Genomic DNA, 15731 nt, shown 5'->3' with positions numbered 1-15731 from the left:
GTTCTCCAGTCCTTGGCGACTCACTCGCCGATCCCGTCTTTGACGTCGCTGCGACCCAGGTGATAGGCCGCGACCAGGGCACCCAGCAGCAGCATGGAAGCCAGTTCGACCGCCAGCAGATAGGGTCCGAACAGGCTGATGCCCACGGCCTTGGCTTCCACCGAGGTGTGGCCGATGGCGGCGCCGCCCGGGGTGCGCGACAGCACCACCAGCAGTTCCACCAGCAGCGCACCGGCGAGGATCGACGGACCGATCCAGACCTTGGGGGTCAGCCACTTGCGCTCCTGCTCGGCGACGACCGGCCCGAGGTTGAGCATCATCACCACGAAGACGAACAGCACCATGATGGCGCCGGCGTAGACGATGATCTCCAGGGCACCGGCGAAGGGTGCGCCCAGGGCGAAGAACACCATGGACACGGCCAGTAGCGAGATGATCAGGTACAGCAGCGCATGCACCGGATTGGTGTTGGTGATAACCCGGAAGGTGGCCAGGACGGCCACCCCAGCGGAGAAATAGAAGGCGAATTCCACGACAGCTCCTTAGGGCAGCAGGCTCTTCACGTTGATCGGCTCTGCCTCGCTCTGCGCGGCACCCTTGGGCTTGCCCGCGATGGCCATACCGGCCACGCGGTAGAAGTTGTATTCCGGATACTTGCCCGGACCCGAGATCAGCAGGTCCTGCTTCTCGTACACCAGCTCCTGGCGCTTGAACTCGGACATCTCAAAATCCGGGGTCAGCTGGATGGCGGTGGTGGGGCAGGCCTCCTCGCACATGCCGCAGAAGATGCAGCGCGAGAAGTTGATGCGGAAGAACTCGGGGTACCAGCGACCGTCTTCGGCTTCTGTCTTCTGCAGCGAGATGCAGCCGACCGGGCAGGCCACGGCGCACAGGTTGCACGCCACGCAGCGCTCCTGGCCGTCGGGGTCACGGGTGAGCACGATGCGGCCGCGGTAGCGCGGGGGCAGGTACACGGGTTCCTCGGGGTATTGCAGGGTGTCGCGCTTGCGGAAGGCGTGGCCGAAGACCATCACCACGCTGCGCAACTGGGTGTAGGTGCCATGCAGGACGTGCAGGATTTCCTTGATCATGACGGATACCTCACTGGCCGATGGCCGGCGTGGCGCTATAGAGCACCACCGCACCGGTCACCAGCAGGTTGATCAGGGTCAGGGGCAGGCAGAACTTCCAGCTGAAGGCCATTACCTGGTCGTAGCGCGGACGCGGAATGGACGCACGCAACAGGATGAAGATCATGATGAAGAAGGCGGTCTTCAGGGCGAACCAGACAAAGGACAGCCAGGGCAGGGTATCCAGGAAGGGACCGTGCCAGCCGCCAAAGAACAGGGTCACCAGTAGCGCCGAGATCAGCACGATGCCGATGTACTCGCCGACGAAGAACATGCCCCACTTCATGCCCGCGTATTCGATGTGGTAACCATCGGCGAGCTCCTGCTCGGCTTCCGGCTGATCGAAGGGGTGACGGTGGGTGACGGCGATGCCGGCGATGAAGAAGGTGCAGAAGCCGAAGAACTGGGGAATGATGAACCACCAGCCCTGGTGCTGCGCCTCGACGATGTCCCTCATGTTGAAGGAGCCGGTCACCGCGACGATGCCCATTACCGACAGACCCATGAACACCTCGTAGGAGAGGGTCTGGGCCGAGGCGCGCATGGCGCCCAGCAGCGAGAACTTATTGTTGCTCGCCCAGCCGGCGAAGAGCACCGCATAGACGTTGACGCCGGCCATGGCAAAGAAGAACAACAGGCCGATGTTCAGGTCCGCCACGCCCCAGGTGGGGGTGATCGGGATGACCGAGAAGGCCACCAGCAGCGAGCCCATGGCGATCACCGGTGCCAGGGCGAAGATCATCTTGTCGGCGAACGGGGGCGTCCAGTCCTCCTTGAAGAACATCTTCAGCATGTCGGCGCCCAGCTGGAAGGCGCCGAAGGGACCGACCCGGTTGGGACCGTGGCGGTCCTGCCAGAGACCCAGCAGGCGCCGTTCGACGAAGCTCAGCAGCGCCCCGCAGATGACCACCGCCAGCAGGATGACGATGGCCTTGAGGACGCCGATCACCACGGCGATGAGGGTGGGGGTGAGCCAGGTCATGCCGCGGCCTCCTGCAGTCCTTCCACGGTGAGGCCGGCGAAGTCCACCGGAATCCCTTCGAAGCCGGCGGGCAGACCGACCAGGCCGGCGGACAGCTCGGGCTTGATCTGCAGCGGCAGGCGCAATTCCTGACCGGCGACTTGCAGGCGCAGCAGGGCACCTTCGTTGACGCCCAGGCGGTCGGCATCGGCCTTGGCCAGCGCCACGTAGGCGGCCGGGATGCGCTCACGCACCGGCTCGGCGCGCGAAGAGGTCTCTTCGCTGCCGAACAGGTGGTACAGCGGCACGGCCTGGAAGCCGGACGCGGTACCGCGCACGGCAGCGGCCGGGACGGCGAACCAGTTCAGGCGATCGCCCTGGGTCTCGATCAGGCGCACGCCCGGATCGCCGGCGCGCAGGTGACCACCGACCTCGTCCTGGAACTTGTTCCAGGCCTGGGGCGAGTTCCAGCCCGGGGACCAGGCGAAGGGGATCTGCTGACGCGGCTCGGCGCTGCCGGCATAGCCTTCCATGGAGAAGGCGAAGGCGGTGTCGGCGTCCTGGGGCGCGCGCGGCTCGTGCACGCTGAGGTTGGCGCGCATGGAGGTGCGGCCGCTGTAGCGGTGCGGTTCGCGGGCGAGCTTGAGGCCCTTCACCCGGAAGCTGGCGTTGGGCGCGGCGTCACGGATGCCGTCCAGTTGCGGCGCGGCCGTGGCCACGGCGTCGGTGACATGATCCAGCTGGGTCCAGTCCACCGGACGGTTGTCCAGGGTGTTGCGCAGGGCGTGCAGCCAGCGCCAGCCTTCGCGGACCAGGCTGGAGGGATCGTAGTAGCTCGGCTCATAGACCTGGAAGAAGCGCTGGGCGCGACCTTCCTGGCTGACCAGGGTACCGTCGCCTTCGGCGAAGCTCGCCGCCGGCAGCACCAGATCGGCGCGCTGGGCGGTGGCGGTGCGCTGGTGATCCAGCACCACCAGCACCTGGGCGCGGGCCAGGGCCTGATCCACCTGCTGGGCAGGGGCGCGGCGATAGAGGTCGTTCTCCAGCACCACCAGGGCATCGGCCTGGCCGTTTTCCAGGGCCGCGAAGGCGTCTTCGACGGACTCGCCGCCATAGAGCGCCAGACCCAGGCTGTTGGCTTCGGGCACCACCAGACTCAGGGAGCCGGCCTTGCCCTTGGCGGCCAGAGCCTTGGCCAGGTTGGCGGCGGCCTCGATCAGCGCCGGTTCACCCAGGGAGGTACCGGACACCACCAGTGGACGTTCGGCCGCCAGCAGGGTCTCGGCCAGCAGACGCGCCTGCTCGGCGACTTCGTCGCTCAGGCCGTCGACGGCCGGGGCGCTGGCGTCGATGGCATGGGCCACGGCATGGCCGAAACGGGCCAGTTCCAGCGGCGAGCCATGCAGACGGGCGTCGGCGACGTCGTCCAGGCGGGTGGCGGCGACGCTGGCGATGAACAGCGGATTGCGCTCGCTCTGGCCGATATTCTGCACGGCCGCGTTGAGCCAGGGCTGGATCTTCTGCGCCGCGGCCATGGCCTCGGGCTTGCCCTTGACGGACTGCCGCAGGGACAGCGCCAGGCGGGCCGCGGTCTGGGTCAGGTCCTCGCCGAGGACGAAGACGGCGTCATGCTTTTCCATGGCGCGCAGGGTCGGGACGGGCAGGGGGCTGTCCTTGAGCACCTGCAGCACCAGGCGCACATTGGCCAGGTCACGGGCGCTCATGCCGCTGTAGAAGTTCTCGGCGCCGACCAGTTCGCGCAGGGCGTGGTTGCTTTCCAGGCTGGCACGCGGCGAGCCGATGCCGATCACCTTCTTGCCGCGCAGCAGCAGGGCGGCGCGATCCAGGGCGGCGTCGATCCCGGTTTCCAGGCTGCCATCTTTCAGCAGGGCCTGGCGCGGACGATCCTTGCGATTGACATAGCCATAGCCGAAGCGGCCACGGTCGCAGAGGAAATACTGGTTCACCGAACCGTTGAAGCGGTTCTCGATGCGGCGCAGTTCGCCATAGCGCTCGCCGGGGCTGATGTTGCAGCCCGACGAGCAGCCATGGCAGATGCTCGGGGCGAACTGCATGTCCCACTTGCGGTTGTAGCGCTCGGAGTGGGTCTTATCGGTGAACACCCCGGTGGGGCAGACCTCGGTCAGGTTGCCGGAGAATTCGCTCTCCAGGACACCGTCCTCGACGCGGCCGAAATAGACGTTGTCGTGGGCGCCATAGACGCCCAGGTCGGTACCGCCGGCGTAATCCTTGTAGTAGCGCACGCAGCGATAGCAGGCGATGCAGCGGTTCATCTCGTGAGCGACGAACGGGCCGAGGTCCTGGTTCTGGTGGGTACGCTTGGTGAAGCGATAGCGGCGCTTGTTGTGGCCAGTCATCACCGTCATGTCCTGCAGGTGGCAGTGGCCGCCTTCTTCGCAGACCGGACAGTCGTGGGGATGGTTGGTCATCAGCCATTCGATGACCGAGCTGCGGAATTCCTTGGCTTCGGCGTCTTCGATGGAGATGTAGGTCTTGTCGCTGGACGGGGTCATGCAGGACATGACCAGGCGTCCGCGGGTGTCATTCTCGTCGGCGAACTGCTTTACCGCGCACTGGCGGCAGGCGCCGACGCTGCCCAGCGCCGGGTGCCAGCAGAAATAGGGGATGTCGAGCCCCAGGGACAGGCAGGCTTCGAGGAGGTTGTCCGCCCCGTCGACCTCGTACGTCTTGCCGTCTACGTGGATAGTGGCCATAGGGTTTTCTTCTCACCCGCGCAGGGCGGGTCTGGCTAATGGGAAAACGTTCGCGCCGCCCTGGCGATCGCCAGAGGCAGCGCCGGCCGGAGCGGGTCCGGCCAGAAAGCGATGGAAGCGGCCCCCGCGGGGGCCGATCCTCAGGTCACGCTCGCCGAAGCAGTCGGTCGCGGCTCGCTGGGCGCCTTGCGCACACCGGCCTCGAACTCTTCGCGGAAATACTTGATGGCACTACCCAGGGGCTCGACGGCACCCGGTGCGTGGGCACAGAACGTCTTGCCCGGGCCGAGGAAGTTGACCAGCTGCAGCAGGGTGTCCAGATCGCCCTGCTGCCCCTCGCCCTTCTCCAGGCTGCGCAGGAGCTTGACGCTCCAGGGCAGGCCGTCGCGGCAGGGGGTGCACCAGCCGCAGGATTCCCGGGCGAAGAATTCTTCCATGTTGCGCAGCAGCGAGACCATGTTGACGCTGTCGTCCACGGCCAGGGCCAGACCGGTACCCATGCGGGTGCCGACCTTGCCGATGCCGCCGGCGTACATCTGCGCCGAGAGGTGCTCGGGCAGCAGGAAGCCGGTACCGGCGCCACCGGGCTGCCAGCACTTGAGCTTGAAGCCGTCGCGCATGCCGCCGGCGTAGTCCTCGAACAGCTCCTGGGCGGTGATGCCGAAGGGCAATTCCCAGACGCCAGGGTTCTTCACCTTGCCGGAGAAGCCCATGAGCTTGGTGCCCATGTCTTCGCTGCCTTCGCGAGCCAGGCTCTTGTACCAGTCGACGCCGCCCGCGACGATGCCCGGCACGTTGCACAGGGTCTCGACGTTGTTGACGCAGGTCGGCTTGCCCCAGACGCCGACGGCGGCGGGGAAGGGCGGCTTGGAGCGCGGGTTGGCGCGGCGGCCTTCCAGGGAGTTGATCAGCGCGGTTTCTTCGCCACAGATGTAGCGACCGGCGCCGGTGTGGACGAACAGCTCGAAGTCGAAGCCGCTACCGAGGATGTTCTTGCCCAGCAGGCCGGCCGCCTTGGCTTCTTCCACCGCGCGCCGCAGGTTGGCGGCGGCGTCGACGTATTCGCCACGCAGGAAGATGTAGCCGCGATAGGCCTTGAGCGCCCGGGCACTGATCAGCATGCCTTCCACCAGCAGGTGCGGCAGCTGCTCCATGAGCAGGCGGTCCTTCCAGGTGTTGGGTTCCATCTCGTCCGCGTTGCACAGCAGGTAGCGGATATCGAGGGATTCGTCCTTGGGCATCAGGCCCCACTTCACGCCGGTGGGGAAACCTGCGCCGCCGCGGCCCTTGAGGCCGGAGTCCTTGACTTCCTGGACGATGGCATCGGGGGCCAGCTCGGTCAGCGCCTTGCGGGCCGCGGCGTAGCCGTCCTTCGCCTGGTATTCCTCCAGCCAGACCGGAGCGCCGTCTTCACGCAGGCGCCAGGTCAGGGGGTGGGTCTCGGGGGTACGGGCGATGCTGTTGGCAGGCCCGAAGGAGGTCAGTCTCATGCGTATCCCTCCAGCAGTTTGGCCACGCCCGCGGGTTGGACATCGCCATGGGTGTCGTCGTCGATCATCAGCGCCGGGGCCTTGTCGCAATTGCCCAGGCAGCAGACCGGCAGCAGGGTGAAGCGGCTGTCGGCGGTGGTCTGACCCAGGCCGATGCCCAGCTGGCGCTGGATCTCGCCGACCACGGATTCGTGGCCGCCGATGTAGCAGGTCATGCTGTCGCACACCCGGATGATGTGGCGGCCGACCGGTACGCGAAAGATCTGGCTATAGAAGGTGGCCACGCCCTCGACGTCGCTGGCGGGAATGCCCAGCACTTCGCCGATGGCGTAGATGGCGCCGTCCGGCACCCAGCCACGTTCCTTCTGGACGATCTTGAGGGCCTCGATGGACGCCGCGCGCGGGTCCTCGTAGTGGTGCATCTCGTGCTCGATGGCCGAGCGCTCGGTTTCGCTCAGGACGAAACGGTCGGTTTGGATCAGGGTTTCGGTGCTCATGCTCAGCGGTCCACGTCGGCCATGACGAAGTCGATACTGCCCAGGTAGGCAATCAGGTCGGACACCATGCTGCCGCGGATCACGGCCGGGATCTGCTGCAGGTGCGGGAAGCTCGGCGTCCGGATGCGGGTGCGGTAGCTCATGGTGCTGCCATCGCTCGTCAGGTAGTAGCTGTTGGCGCCCTTGGTCGCCTCGATCATCTGGAAGGCTTCGCCCGCCGGCATCACCGGACCCCAGGACACTTGCAGGAAGTGGGTGATCAGGGTCTCGATGTGCTGCAGGGTGCGCTCCTTGGGCGGCGGCGTGGTCAGCGGGTGATCCGCCTTGTACGGGCCCTCGGGCATGTGCTGCAGGCACTGCTCGATGATGCGCAGGCTCTGGCGCATCTCCTCGACGCGCAGCATGCCGCGGTCGTAGCAGTCGCCGTTGTGGGCGATGGGCACTTCGAATTCGAAGTTCTCGTAACCGGAGTAGGGGCGGGCCTTGCGCAGGTCGAAGTCCAGACCGGTCGCGCGCAGGTTGGGACCGGTGACGCCCCACTCGAGGGCTTCCTTGGTGTTGTAGACGGCGACGTTCTTGGTCCGGCCGATGAGGATGCTGTTCTTCATCGCGGCCTTTTCGTACTCGTCCAGACGCTTGGGCATCCAATCGAGGAATTCGCGGACCAGCTTGTCCCAGCCACGTGGCAGGTCATGGGCGACGCCGCCGATGCGGAACCAGGCGGGGTGCATGCGGAAGCCGGTGATGGCTTCGATCACCTTGTAGGCGCGCTGACGGTCGGTGAAGGTAAAGAACACCGGGGTCATGGCACCGACGTCCTGGATATAGGTACCCAGGTACAGCAGGTGACTGTTGATGCGGAAGAACTCGGCCATCATCACGCGGATGAAGTCGACCCGCGACGGCACCTTGATGCCGGCGAGCTTTTCCACCGAGAGGACGTAGGGCAGGTTGTTCATCACCCCACCCAGGTAGTCGATCCGGTCGGTGTAGGGGATGTAGCTGTGCCAGGACTGGCGCTCGGCCATCTTCTCGGCGCCGCGGTGGTGGTAGCCGATCTCCGGCACGCAGTCGACGATCTCTTCGCCGTCCAGCTGCAGGATGATGCGGAAGGCACCGTGGGCGGAGGGGTGGTTCGGACCCAGGTTGAGGAACATGAAGTCGGAATTCTCCGCATGCTCCTTCATGCCCCATTCCTCGGGCTTGAATCTCAGGGTTTCCTGTTCGAGGTCCTGCTTGGCGGCATTCAGCGCATAGGGATCGAACTCGGTCGCGCGCGCCGGATAGTCCTTGCGCAGCGGATGACCCTGCCAGTTGTCGGCCATCAGCATGCGCTTGGGCAGCGGGTGTCCGTCGAAGTGGATGCCGTACATGTCCAGCACTTCCCGCTCGTACCAGTTGGCATTGGGGAAGATGCCGGTGGCGGTGGGCAGGCGCAGGTCGTTGGCGGAGAGGGCCACCTTGAGCATTACATCGCTATTACGGTCGATGGACAGCAGGTGGTAGAAAACGGTGAAGTCCGCGTTGGGCAGGCCGCGGCGGTGGGTCCGCAGCCGCTCGTCCACGCCATGCAGGTCATAGAGCATGACGTAGGGGCGGGGCAGATTGCGCAGGAAGCGCAGTACTTCGATGATTCGTTCGCGTGCCACCCAGATCACCGGCATGCCGGTACGGGTGTCTTGCAGGGTCAAGGCGTCGGCGCCGAATTGGCCCTGGAGTTCGCCAACCACCGACGCTTCGCCGGCAGGGGCGAGCGCAGAGGCGGACAGAGCGGTGTCTGCGGTCATGATGTTCCGTCGCTAATCGATCGTCGTCAGCGTGCAGGTCCCGAAGGGGACTTACACTTCGTCTGGGCTGCGCAGGTTGGTGACCTGGATGCGGCGCTCGCGGTTCTGCTCGCGCTGCGAAGGCATCTCGGCGCGGTAGATACCCTGGTCGCCCACCACCCAGGAAAGGGGGCGGCGCTCTTCACCGATGGAGTCCTGCAGGAGCATTAGGCCCTGGAGGAAGGCTTCGGGGCGAGGCGGGCAGCCGGGCACATAGACGTCGACGGGCAGGAACTTGTCCACGCCCTGAACGACCGAGTAGATGTCGTACATACCGCCGGAGTTGGCGCAGGCGCCCATGGAGATCACCCACTTGGGTTCCAGCATCTGTTCGTACAGGCGCTGGATGACCGGGGCCATCTTCATGAAGGGGGTGCCGGCGATGACCATGAAGTCGGCCTGACGCGGCGAGGCCCGGATGACTTCGGCGCCGAAGCGGGCGATGTCGTGGGGCGCCGTGAAGGCGGTGGTCATTTCCACATAGCAGCAGGACAGGCCGAAGTTGTACGGCCACAGGGAGTTCTTACGCCCCCAATTGACCGCGCCCCGCAGGACATCTTCGAGCTTGCCCATGAAGATGCTGCGGTTGACCTGACTTTCGACGGGGTCGGCCACGGTTTCCCGCTGGCCGGCCGGATAGCGGTCTACTGCCGCATCGGGATCGATCCGGGTGAGATTGTATTGCATTGCCAAAGCCTCATTGTTTCGACTTCGCCTGCCGCTCGCGACGGCTCGCAGGCGCCCAATCGAGCGCTCCGATTCGCCACAGGTAGACAAGACCCGCCAACAGAATTGCTATGAAAATGGAGGCTTCCACGAAGCCGGCCCATCCCGATTCACGGATGGACACCGACCAGGCGAAGAGAAAGAGGGCTTCGACGTCGAAGATCACGAAGAGCATCGCGACCAGGTAGAACTTGGCAGAGAGACGGAGACGGGCACCCCCGGTGGGGACGATGCCGGACTCGAAGGGGTCGTTCTTGCTGCGGCCCACGGCTTTGCTGCCGAGCAGGCTCGAGACTCCGAGCATGAAGGCAATCAGACCAACCACGCCCAGGAGAAATACCGCGAAGCTCCAGTTGTGGGTCAGTAGGCTGATCGACTCAGACATGCTTTGAATCCTTAATTATTGGGTATCAGGCGCTATCAGTGCGACACGGTGTCGCAAGACAGACAGATTTTATGCTCTATCGATTCATTCTGTAAATTTATTGGTCCAAAAAGATTCTATTGGACTGCTTTGAATCAAACTAAACAGAACTTCCGGTTTATTTGAGAATGAATATAAGAATTATTCTCAAATAACTTCCTTCTGTTCCTGTGTCCTAGATTGCCAGCCGCGGCAGGAGTTCTGCCGTTCGCCGGTTTGCTAGTCGATGAGATCGGCGCGGATGCTCAGCTGACGGTCGTCACGGCCTTCGGTGGAGTAGTGGCGGACAAGGCCGCTCTGGTCGCCCTCGATCTGCTGCCGGAAGCCGCCCAGGTCCAGCCACTGGCCCAGGGGGCCGCTGATGCGGGTGGCGGCGCTCTGGGTCTGCACCGTGCCCGGACGCATGGCGGCGGCCCGGTCATCGACGCTGCTGATGTCCAGGTGCACCAGATTGCCGCTCAGGCGGGCGGTGACCTGAAAGCCCCGTTCGAGGCGGCGATAATCGGTCTGGGCGTAGCTCTGACCATAGGGCGAGGTCTGGTAGGTGGTCACCGGGACGTCTTCACCGAAGCGGATGAAGGCGGGGTAGCCCTCGGTGACCTGGACGCGCTGGGCGCCATCCTCCTTCTGGTCGGTGCTGTCTTCGATGATGCGTACCTGGGGCGCACGCACGTCGCCGTTTACCGAATAACCCTGACTGGCGCCCGAGCTGCCGGCGCGGGTGGCCAGGGTGATGAGCAGGCGCCGCGGTTGGGTGTCCAGCTGGGCGAGCAGACTCTTGAGTTCGGCCAGCTTGGCCGGCTCGGCATTGACGATCAGCTGATTGCCGTAGACGTTGATCTTGCCTTCGCTGCCAAGGACGGCTTGCAAGGTAGGCAGCAGATCGTCGGCGGTGCGGTATTGCAGGGGTATGACCTCGGTACGAGGCGCCGCCCAGGCGGTGGTCGTCAGCAGCAACAGGAACGCCAGCAGACCTTTCACAGCACCATCCTCCGCAATTCCTGATCCGGCTGGCTGCTGGCCCAGAGGCGATCGAAGACCTGCTGCTGAACCTTGACGGCGGCGCGGTCGCCGTAGCGGACGAAGCCGGTGGGCGCACTGCCCGTGCGGCGCAGCAGGGCCTGGTCGTCGACGATGAGGCAGCTGCCTTCCGGGTGCTGATCGGCCGGTGGCCGCCGGATCAACAGATTGCTGGTCAGGCGTTGCGCCAGGGCGATGAGTCGGTGCCCCTGGCGCATGGCGAGGGCGCTGTCGTTGATGAGGATGCGGACCTGATGCCGCGGATGGCCCAGCAGCAGACGCTTGATCGCCGCCTCGACGGCGAGATTGTCGTAGAGCGGTGCTTCCAGGTCGGGCGTCTGGATGCTCAGCTGGCGGCTGGCTTGGCCGATGAGGCGGACACCGTGCTCACGCAGGGCGTCCAGGCCTTCGAGGCGCAGGGCGAGGTCCTGGCCGAGCTGGGGTTCGGGCAATCCGTCCAGGGTCAGATCGGTAAAGGACTCGTCCACGGCGGCTCCCCATCACTCGTCGTCGTCTTCTCCGGCGAAGATCAGGCTGCCCTGCTGGAGCAGTTCGCGGATCAGGCGCATGGCATCGTCGTCCTGCAGCCAGGGCGCGAGATTGGCCTCGTGCAGGACGTCCGCCGAGCATAGCAGGTCGAGCAGCGGTTGCAGCCGCATGGGCAGCAGGCGGCTCTGGCCGCTGGCGAAGACCATCACCTCGTCTTCCAGGCGACTCCAGGCGATGCGGCCGCTGGGGTTGCGCATCAGCAGGGCGCCTTCGTCGAGTTCCTTGCGCAGCTGCTTGGCGCTGAGGTTTTCTCCGGCGACGCGCTCCGGGTAGCGCGGCTCGGTCATGTGCTGGCCGAACCAGGCCAGCAGCAGGCGATCGTCGCTCAGGTGACGCTCCATCAGGCCGCGCAGCCGCTCGATGGCCTCGGGCGGAATCTCCGCCGGATGCTCGCTGGCCGGGGCGCAGCCGGCGTCGCTGTAGCGCTCGTCCTCGGGGATGAACTGGTTGAGGAAGTCGGTGAAGTGGGTGAGCACCTCGCCGGCACTAGGGGCGCGGAAGCCGATGGAGTAGGTCATGCACTCGTCTTCGGCGATGCCGTCGTGGGCCAGGCCCGGCGGCAGATAGAGCATGTCGCCCGGTTCCAGCACCCATTCGTCGGTCTGCTGGAAGTCGGCGAGGATCTTCAGCTCCAGACCGTCGATCAGCGGGCTGTCGGCGGTGCACGGCTGACCGATGCGCCAGCGACGGCGGCCATGGCCCTGCAACAGGAAGACGTCATAATGATCGTAGTGGGGGCCGACACCGCCACCGGGGGCGGCGTAGCTGATCATGACGTCGTCCACGCGCCAGCTGGGCAGGAAGCGGAAGGCCTCCAGCACCTCGGCCACCTCGGGAACGAACTGGTCGACCGATTGCACCAGCAGGGTCCAGTCACGCTCGGGCAGGCTGGCGAAGGTATCTTCCGGCAGCGGGCCGCGGCGCAGCTCCCAGGTGCGGTCCTGGCCGATGATCAGGCGGGATTCGATTTCCTCTTCCAGCGACAGGCCAGCCAGCTCGTCCGGTTCCAGGGGGCTCTGGAAATCCGGGATGGCCTGGCGGATCAGCAGGGGTTTCTGCTGCCAGTAGTCGCGGAGGAATTCACGGGCGGTCAGGCCGCCGAGCAGTTGCAGGGGTTGATCCGGGTTCATGCACACCTCGCGCAATGAAAAACGCCCGGCGAGGCCGGGCGTGAAAAAGAAGGCAGCCTCAGACCCGACGGGCCTGCTCGGCCGCATTACCGATATAGCCGGCCGGGGTCAGCTGGCGCAGTTCGGCCTTGGCGGCTTCAGGGATTTCCAGGCCGTCGATGAAGTCCTGCAGGGCGCTGGCGCTGATGCCCTTGCCGCGGGTCAGCTCCTTGAGCTTCTCGTAGGGGTTGGCCACGCCATAGCGGCGCATCACGGTCTGCACCGGCTCGGCCAGGACTTCCCAACAGGCGTCCAGGTCTTCGGCGATGCGCGCGGCGTTGAGCTCCAGCTTGCCGATGCCCTTGAGGGTGGCTTCGTAGGCGATCACGCCGTGGGCCAGGCCGGTGCCCAGGTTGCGCAGCACGGTGGAATCGGTCAGGTCGCGCTGCCAGCGGGAGATCGGCAGCTTGCTGGCCAGGTGCTGGAGGATGGCGTTGGCGATGCCCAGGTTGCCTTCGGAGTTCTCGAAGTCGATGGGGTTGACCTTGTGCGGCATGGTCGAGGAGCCGATCTCGCCGGCCACGGTCTTCTGCTTGAAGTAGCCTAGGGAAATGTAGCCCCAGACGTCCCGATCGAAGTCGATCAGGATGGTGTTGAAGCGGGCGATGGCGTCGAACAGCTCGGCGATGTAGTCGTGCGGCTCGATCTGGGTGGTGTAGGGATTCAGGGTCAGGCCGAGGTCGTCTTCGATGAAGGTGCGCGCATTGGCTTCCCAGTCGACGTCCGGGTAGGCGGACAGGTGGGCGTTGTAGTTGCCCACGGCACCGTTGATCTTGCCCAGCGGGCGGATGGCGGCGATCTGCTCGATCTGGCGCTCCAGGCGATAGACCACGTTGGCCAGTTCCTTGCCCAGGCTGGTGGGGGAGGCGGGCTGGCCGTGGGTGCGCGAGAGCATGGGCACGTCGGCGAAGCGATGGGCCAGCACGCGGATCTCGCCGGCGATCTGGCGCATCAGCGGCAGCAGCACCTGGTCACGGCCTTCGCGCAGCATCAGCGCGTGGGACAGGTTGTTGATGTCCTCGGAGGTGCAAGCGAAGTGGATGAATTCACTCACCGCGGCCAGTTCCGGCAGGCCGGCGACCTCTTCCTTGAGCAGGTACTCGATGGCCTTGACGTCGTGGTTGGTGGTGCGCTCGATGTCCTTGACCCGCTGCGCCTGCTCGACGCTGAACTCGGTGGCCAGCTTGTTCAGCAGGGCATTGGCCTCGGCGGAGAAGGGCGCGACCTCGGGAATGCCCGCGTGGGCGGCCAGGCGCTGCAGCCAGCGGACCTCGACCTGGGCGCGGAAACGGATCAGGCCGAATTCGCTGAAGATGGGGCGCAGGGCGGCGGTCTTGCCGGCGTAACGGCCGTCGATGGGCGATACGGCGGTGAGCGAGGAGAGCTGCATGGGCATTCTCTTGGTAGCGGGGGAGAAAGGGGCGGAATTCTACACGCAAAGACCGGGGCTTTAGTACCGCCGCCGGCCGGTCCGGGATCAGCCGTTGCGCAGGGGATAGAGGTTGTCGAGCAGCTTGCGGCGATTGAGCACCAGTTGCCAGCGGTGACCGCCGAGCTGGCGCCACAGGCGGGCCGAGCGAATGCCGGCCAGCAGCAGGGCACGCACTCGCGAGGCGGTGGCTGATTGCTGCAGGTAGCGCATCTCGCCGTGCACCTGGATGCGCTGCTTGAAGGTGCTCAGGGTGTCCTCGTAGAGACCCCCGCAGGCAGCGATGACGTTCTCGTGAGCGACCCCGAAGTGCTCGACCTGGGACTGGATCTGGGTGAGGCGCCGACCGATGAGATCGAGCAGGTCGCCGCGCTTCTCCAGCTTGCGTTCCAGGGCGGTCATCGCCAGGGCGTAGCGCAGCGGCTCGCGCTGCAGGCTGTTGGGGTTGCGCTCCAGGGTGCTGGAAAGCGCGCCGAGGCCCTCGCGCAGAGGCGCGACCTGGCCGCCGTAGACCTCCAGGGTGCTGCCCGGATCGCGCACCAGCAGGCTGCCGAGCAGACAGGCGAGGGGTTCTTCCGCGACCTGGCCGGTGCGTGCCAGCTGGTCGACCAGCACGGCGGCCTGGAAGACGCCGCCCAGGGCGATGAGTTGTTCCTGGGTGCGATTCATGCGGCGGGCGCCTCGGCGCAGGCGGGTTGATAATGTTCGATCACGCCGCCGCCCAGGCAGACGTCGCCGTCGTAGAAGACCACCGACTGGCCGGGGGTCACGGCGCGCTGGGGTTCGTCGAAGACTACCCGGTAGCCGGCGCCCTGGCGCTCGATCCGGCAGGGCTGGTCCTGCTGGCGATAGCGGACCTTGGCGGTGAGGCGGCGCGGTTGGGCGAGCTCCAGGTCATTGACCCAGAACATCTCGCTGACGGTCAGGGCCTCGGCGAACAGCCAGGGGTGGGCATTGCCCTGGCCGACGATCAGCACGTTGCGGGTCAGGTCCTTGCTCAGCACGTACCAGGGATCGTCACCGGCGTCCTTCATGCCGCCGATGCCCAGGCCCTGGCGCTGGCCGATGGTGTGGTACATCAGGCCGTGGTGGCGGCCGATGACCTCGCCGGTGGTGGTCTCGATGTCGCCCGGCTGCGCCGGCAGGTACTGCTTGAGGAAGTCGCTGAAGCGACGCTCGCCGATAAAGCAGATGCCGGTGGAGTCCTTCTTGCGCGCGGTGGCCAGGCCATGCAGCTCGGCGATGGCGCGGACCTCGGGCTTTTCAAGTTCGCCCACCGGGAAGAGGGTGCGCGCCAGCTGCTCGCCGCCCACGGCGTGGAGGAAATAGCTCTGGTCCTTGTTGGCGTCCAGCCCCTTGAGCAGCAGGGTCTGGCCGTCGACGTCGCGACGGCGCACATAGTGGCCGGTGGCGATCAGGTCGGCGCCCAGGGCCAGGGCATAGTCGAGGAAGGCCTTGAACTTGATCTCGCGGTTGCAGAGGATGTCCGGATTCGGCGTCCGGCCGGCCTTGTATTCGGCGAGGAAGTGCTCGAAGACGTGATCCCAGTACTCGGCGGCGAAGTTGGCCGTGTGCAGCTTGATGCCGATGCGGTCGCAGACCGCCTGGGCATCGGCCAGGTCTTCCTTGGCCGTGCAGTACTCGGTGCCGTCATCCTCGTCCCAGTTCTTCATGAACAGGCCCTCGACCTGATAGCCCTGCTCCTTGAGCAAGAGGGCCGAGACCGAGGAATCCACTCCGCCGGACATGCCGACGATGACGCGGGTGCCGTTCAC

The 15731-nt window shown here is 65.7% G+C and carries 15 protein-coding genes; all 15 read right to left on the bottom strand.

Translation table 11 applies throughout. The annotated features are described in order from the left end of the window. Positions 1 to 20 precede the first annotated feature (20 nt). Positions 21 to 533, bottom strand: coding sequence for an NADH-quinone oxidoreductase subunit J (gene nuoJ, locus PSK12I2_RS0120085; protein ID WP_027599799.1), 513 nt, complete (start codon positions 531 to 533; stop codon positions 21 to 23). 9 nt (positions 534 to 542) lie between these two features. Next, positions 543 to 1091, bottom strand: a complete 549-nt coding sequence (nuoI, locus tag PSK12I2_RS0120080; protein ID WP_007158892.1) for an NADH-quinone oxidoreductase subunit NuoI — start codon at positions 1089 to 1091, stop codon at positions 543 to 545. Between the two features lie 10 nt (positions 1092 to 1101). Further along, on the bottom strand, positions 1102 to 2112 hold the full coding sequence (nuoH, locus tag PSK12I2_RS0120075) for an NADH-quinone oxidoreductase subunit NuoH (RefSeq protein WP_007158891.1): 1011 nt from the start codon (positions 2110 to 2112) through the stop codon (positions 1102 to 1104). Beyond that, on the bottom strand, positions 2109 to 4826 hold the full coding sequence (nuoG, locus tag PSK12I2_RS0120070) for an NADH-quinone oxidoreductase subunit NuoG (RefSeq protein ID WP_027599798.1): 2718 nt from the start codon (positions 4824 to 4826) through the stop codon (positions 2109 to 2111). The genes nuoH and nuoG overlap by 4 nt, the downstream gene beginning before the upstream one ends. 140 nt (positions 4827 to 4966) lie before the next feature. After that, entirely contained in the window at positions 4967 to 6316 is a 1350-nt protein-coding gene (nuoF, locus tag PSK12I2_RS0120065) for an NADH-quinone oxidoreductase subunit NuoF (protein WP_017642309.1), read from the bottom strand. After that, positions 6313 to 6813, bottom strand: coding sequence for an NADH-quinone oxidoreductase subunit NuoE (gene nuoE / locus PSK12I2_RS0120060; protein WP_007158888.1), 501 nt, complete (start codon positions 6811 to 6813; stop codon positions 6313 to 6315). Before nuoE ends, nuoF begins: the two co-directional genes overlap by 4 nt. Positions 6814 to 6815: 2 nt before the next feature. Then, positions 6816 to 8600, bottom strand: a complete 1785-nt coding sequence (nuoC, locus tag PSK12I2_RS0120055) for an NADH-quinone oxidoreductase subunit C/D (RefSeq protein WP_017642311.1) — start codon at positions 8598 to 8600, stop codon at positions 6816 to 6818. Between the two features lie 51 nt (positions 8601 to 8651). Further along, positions 8652 to 9326 carry an NADH-quinone oxidoreductase subunit B family protein gene (locus tag PSK12I2_RS0120050; protein WP_007158886.1) on the bottom strand — a complete coding sequence of 225 codons (675 nt, stop codon included), beginning with the start codon at positions 9324 to 9326 and terminating at the stop codon, positions 8652 to 8654. A gap of 10 nt (positions 9327 to 9336) precedes the next feature. Beyond that, positions 9337 to 9750, bottom strand: coding sequence for an NADH-quinone oxidoreductase subunit A (locus PSK12I2_RS0120045; RefSeq protein ID WP_007158885.1), 414 nt, complete (start codon positions 9748 to 9750; stop codon positions 9337 to 9339). A gap of 258 nt (positions 9751 to 10008) precedes the next feature. After that, complete coding sequence (locus tag PSK12I2_RS0120040) at positions 10009 to 10770, bottom strand: secretin N-terminal domain-containing protein (protein WP_027599797.1); 762 nt, start codon at positions 10768 to 10770, stop codon at positions 10009 to 10011. Then, positions 10767 to 11297 (bottom strand): hypothetical protein, encoded by a 531-nt coding sequence (locus PSK12I2_RS0120035; protein WP_027599796.1) that lies wholly within the window; start codon positions 11295 to 11297, stop codon positions 10767 to 10769. The genes PSK12I2_RS0120040 and PSK12I2_RS0120035 overlap by 4 nt, the downstream gene beginning before the upstream one ends. A gap of 12 nt (positions 11298 to 11309) precedes the next feature. Further along, positions 11310 to 12488: a cupin domain-containing protein gene (locus PSK12I2_RS0120030; RefSeq protein ID WP_027599795.1), complete on the bottom strand. Its 1179-nt coding sequence runs from the start codon at positions 12486 to 12488 to the stop codon at positions 11310 to 11312. Between the two features lie 58 nt (positions 12489 to 12546). Next, entirely contained in the window at positions 12547 to 13917 is a 1371-nt protein-coding gene (gene purB, locus PSK12I2_RS0120025; RefSeq protein ID WP_027599794.1) for an adenylosuccinate lyase, read from the bottom strand. A gap of 87 nt (positions 13918 to 14004) precedes the next feature. Then, complete coding sequence (gene hflD / locus PSK12I2_RS0120020) at positions 14005 to 14625, bottom strand: high frequency lysogenization protein HflD (RefSeq protein ID WP_007158880.1); 621 nt, start codon at positions 14623 to 14625, stop codon at positions 14005 to 14007. Continuing rightward, entirely contained in the window at positions 14622 to 15731 is a 1110-nt protein-coding gene (mnmA, locus tag PSK12I2_RS0120015; protein ID WP_027599793.1) for a tRNA 2-thiouridine(34) synthase MnmA, read from the bottom strand. Before mnmA ends, hflD begins: the two co-directional genes overlap by 4 nt.

Origin of the sequence: Pseudomonas sp. MOIL14HWK12:I2, assembly GCF_000510745.1 — a bacterium.
Taxonomy (GTDB): domain Bacteria; phylum Pseudomonadota; class Gammaproteobacteria; order Pseudomonadales; family Pseudomonadaceae; genus Chryseomonas; species Chryseomonas oryzihabitans.
Note: the sequence above shows the minus strand (reverse complement) of the source record. Positions and strands in the feature narration are given on the sequence as shown.